The organism is Pseudomonas meliae, from assembly GCF_001400515.1.
GTDB classification, from domain to species: Bacteria; Pseudomonadota; Gammaproteobacteria; order Pseudomonadales; family Pseudomonadaceae; genus Aquipseudomonas; species Aquipseudomonas amygdali.
Genome location: NZ_LJQT01000083.1, coordinates 6,016 through 9,556 on the forward strand (window position 1 = coordinate 6,016; position 3,541 = coordinate 9,556).

Sequence of the window (3,541 nt, forward strand, 5' to 3'; positions counted from 1 at the left end):
TTCCTCACGCTCCAGCGTAGGAATGCCGTGCTTGAAGCTCGGCGTCACAGATCTTTGCCGCACCGCACATTCAAGATCGGACGCAAATCCGGAACGACGAACCGAAGTGAAGCGTCGGCACGATAGTCAACGCGCGTATTGGCACGAGGGGCGTGATTCCAACAGGCACAAAAAAAGACGCCGAAGCGTCTTTTTCAGTCAAAGGCGGCCCCAGGTCACTTACCGACCTGTTTTTCCTTGATTTCAGCAAGTGTCTTGCAGTCGACGCACTGGTCGGCAGTCGGGCGCGCTTCAAGACGGCGAATGCCGATCTCTACGCCGCACGATTCACACCAGCCGTATTCTTCGTCCTTGATCAGTTGCAGCGTCTTGTCGATCTTCTTGATCAGCTTGCGTTCGCGGTCACGGGCACGAAGTTCGAGGCTGAACTCTTCTTCCTGACTGGCACGGTCGGCCGGGTCGGGAAAGTTGGCTGCTTCGTCCTTCATATGGTCTACCGTTCGGTCGACCTCTTGCATCAAGTCCTGCTTCCACTTGTTCAGGATCTTGGTGAAGTGCGCGCGCATGGGCTCGCTCATGTACTCCTCACCCTTTGTTTCCGGGTAGGGTGCAAAGCCGCCGATTAGATGGCTGTGTTGCTTTTCTGGGGTGGGCATGTCTGGACCGCCTCTCACTCTTCTAATCTATTGCGCAGGATTGTTCCATCACCGACACCCGTCGGCCCTGCAGCTGCAAGCGGGCGAACTTACCAGATCAAATCGGAGTGCGCTACTCCCGGTTGTCGAGCATGACGACGCCGTCCGCTTATAGAGATGGCTATTTCGCATCTGCCCTTCACTTAAATGAACTCTAGTCGATGCGTACCGTCGTAGCTTTCTTTTATTCAGCATTCGACGGCTGGGTTTTTCAGCCCGTTAAAGCACCGTAGTGCGGTCGGTTCGGTAGAATCATGCCGCGTCGTCATGACAATCATGTTTTTAATACCCGCACCCATAAAGGAATATCCATGCCCCAGCCTTACAGTGCACGTAGTCGCGCCATCGAACCTTTTCATGTCATGGCGCTGCTGGCGCGTGCCAATGAACTGCAGGCAGCGGGTCATGACGTTATTCACCTTGAAATCGGCGAGCCCGATTTTACGACTGCGCAGCCCATCATCAAGGCTGGCCAGGCGGCGCTGGCAGACGGCAAGACTCGCTACACCGCCGCTCGTGGTCTTCCGCAACTGCGCGAAGCCATTTCCGGATTCTACGCCCGACGCTACGGCGTTGATATTGATCCCCAGCGCATTCTGGTCACTCCGGGCGGTTCGGGCGCGTTGTTGCTTGCCAGCAGCCTGTTGGTCGATCCGGGCAAGCATTGGTTGCTGGCCGACCCTGGCTACCCTTGCAATCGACACTTCCTGCGTTTGATCGAGGGCGAGGCGCAACTGGTGCCGGTCGGTCCGCAAGAACGCTATCAACTGAATCCCGAACTGGTGGCGGCTCACTGGAACCAGAACAGTGTCGGCGCACTGGTGGCATCGCCTGCCAATCCTACCGGCACGCTGCTGAATCGCGACGAACTGGCAGCCTTGTCACAAGCGCTGAAAGCTCGCAACGGCCACCTGGTGGTGGACGAGATCTACCATGGCCTGACCTACGGCGTGGAGGCCAGCAGTGTGCTGGAGGTGGATAACGAAGCGTTTGTTCTTAATAGTTTTTCAAAGTATTTCGGCATGACGGGCTGGCGCCTCGGCTGGCTGGTTGCACCACAAGACGCCGTGGCCGATCTGGAAAAACTGGCGCAGAACCTTTACATCAGCGCGCCAAGCATGGCGCAACATGCCGCGCTTGCCTGCTTTGAGCCTCAGACACTTGAAATATTCGAGCAGCGGCGCGCCGAGTTCGGCCGTCGCCGGGACTTCCTGTTGCCTGCGCTGCGCGAACTGGGTTTCGGTATTGCCGTCGAGCCGGAAGGGGCATTCTATTTGTACGCCGACATCTCGGCGTTTGGCGGCGATGCCTTCGCGTTCTGCCGGCATTTTCTGGAAACCGAGCATGTCGCTTTTACGCCAGGCCTGGACTTTGGTCGCCATCAGGCTGGGCATCATGTGCGCTTTGCCTATACACAGAGCCTGCCGCGCCTTCAGCAGGCAGTCGAGCGAATTGCTCGCGGTTTGCGTAGCTGGGGTGCCTGATGCGCTTTGCTCCGCAGCTTGAACAGGGTCGTCTGCTGACCCGTTACAAACGCTTTCTGGCTGATATCGAAACCGACAGCGGCGAGCTGTTGACCATTCACTGCCCCAACACCGGTTCAATGCTCAACTGCATGATGCCCGGTGGGCGTGTGTGGTTCAGCCGTTCAAGTGACCCGAAGCGCAAGCTGCCGGGCACTTGGGAAATCAGCGAGACGCCGCAGGGCAGGCTGGCCTGTATCAACACCGGGCGAGCCAATACGCTGGTTGAAGAGGCCTTGCGCGCCGGGGTTATCAGCGAACTCGAGGGGTTTACGACGCTCAAGCGCGAGGTGGCCTACGGGCAGGAAAAGAGTCGTGTGGACTTTCGCCTTGAATACCCTGATGGCTATCTGTATCTGGAAGTGAAAAGTGTCACGTTGGGTTTCGATGATTCCAGTGTCGCTGCGTTTCCCGACGCGGTTACCCAGCGTGGTGCGCGGCACTTGCGTGAACTGGCCACGCTGGCGCGCGGGGGCGTGCGGGCCGTGTTGTTGTATTGCGTCAACCTCACCGGTATCGACGCCGTGCGACCCGCAAAGGAGATCGATCCGGTTTACGCGGCTGCGTTGCGCGAAGCCATTGACGCTGGTGTGCAAATTCTTGCCTACGGTGTGGACCTGACGCCAGACGAAATTGTTATTGACCGACGACTCCAGGTGCACTGGCTGGATTGAAGCGTTCTGGGCGTGACGAGTCAGCCCTCGTCATCCTCCATGGACAGCGACACCCAGATCCCCTCAGCATCTTCACGGCTCTGGATCGCCGTCAATGATTGGCCTTCGCAGGGGCCGGCAACGCATTCGCCATTCTCGATCAGAAACAACGCCCCATGCATTGCGCACCGGATCAGGCTGGCGCTGCTGTCGAGGAATTGATCCGGCTGCCATTCCAGGGCGATACCGCGATGCGGGCAGCGGTTTTTGTAGATGAACACTTCACCCTGACGACGTACTGCCAGCAATGTGTGCTCGCCTAGCTCGAAACCCCTGCTTCGTGCAAGTGACTTGAGGTGCAAAGGAATTTCAAGAAGCCTCCACAGGCCTGTTTTTTGTGTAGACGCCTGACCTGGGTAGTCTGACAGCTTCTTTGGGTTGTCGCGTTGTCGTACGCGGGGCTTGTTACAGGCTGCGTCAGTTTTTTCCTGTCTTCCTGTGGCTTTTTTCTCTGAGCATGGTCCTTGCGCCTTCTGGCCTTCAAGCCCGTATATCGTTCTGCTCATGTTTTGCAGAGCGAATACGCCATGAAAGAGATGACAGCAGATGATGAGCGGCTGGCGCGTCAGGTCATAAGGCTGCTTGAGCTGTTTTGAACCGCCCCGGGTTT

The 3,541-nt window shown here is 57.6% G+C and carries 3 protein-coding genes and 2 pseudogenes; 3 read left to right on the forward strand and 2 right to left on the reverse strand.

From position 1 onward, the window contains the following. Window positions 1–215: 215 nt before the first annotated feature. A complete protein-coding gene (gene dksA / locus ALO64_RS03885) occupies window positions 216–656 on the reverse strand; it encodes an RNA polymerase-binding protein DksA (RefSeq protein ID WP_002552063.1) in 441 nt (146 codons plus the stop codon). A gap of 350 nt (window positions 657–1,006) precedes the next feature. Between dksA and ALO64_RS03890 the strand changes: the two genes are divergently transcribed. Beyond that, window positions 1,007–2,179: a pyridoxal phosphate-dependent aminotransferase gene (locus tag ALO64_RS03890; RefSeq protein ID WP_002552064.1), complete on the forward strand. Its 1,173-nt coding sequence runs from the start codon at window positions 1,007–1,009 to the stop codon at window positions 2,177–2,179. Beyond that, window positions 2,179–2,892, forward strand: coding sequence for a DNA/RNA nuclease SfsA (gene sfsA / locus ALO64_RS03895; RefSeq protein ID WP_002552065.1), 714 nt, complete (start codon window positions 2,179–2,181; stop codon window positions 2,890–2,892). Before ALO64_RS03890 ends, sfsA begins: the two co-directional genes overlap by 1 nt. Window positions 2,893–2,912: 20 nt before the next feature. Here sfsA and ALO64_RS03900 read toward each other — a convergent pair. Then, window positions 2,913–3,244: pseudogene (locus tag ALO64_RS03900) on the reverse strand (Rieske (2Fe-2S) protein). 160 nt (window positions 3,245–3,404) lie between these two features. Between ALO64_RS03900 and ALO64_RS26535 the strand changes: the two are divergent. Then, window positions 3,405–3,524: pseudogene (locus tag ALO64_RS26535) on the forward strand (deoxyribose-phosphate aldolase); the annotation flags it as partial. Window positions 3,525–3,541 lie beyond the last annotated feature (17 nt).

Bases quoted from the DNA above. Each gene is read 5' to 3' on its own strand.
- dksA (WP_002552063.1), bottom strand. From the start codon at position 656: ATGCCCACCCCAGAAAAGCAACACAGCCATCTAATCGGCGGCTTTGCA.
- sfsA (WP_002552065.1), top strand. From the start codon at position 2,179: ATGCGCTTTGCTCCGCAGCTTGAACAGGGTCGTCTGCTGACCCGTTAC.
- ALO64_RS03890 (WP_002552064.1), top strand. From the start codon at position 1,007: ATGCCCCAGCCTTACAGTGCACGTAGTCGCGCCATCGAACCTTTTCAT.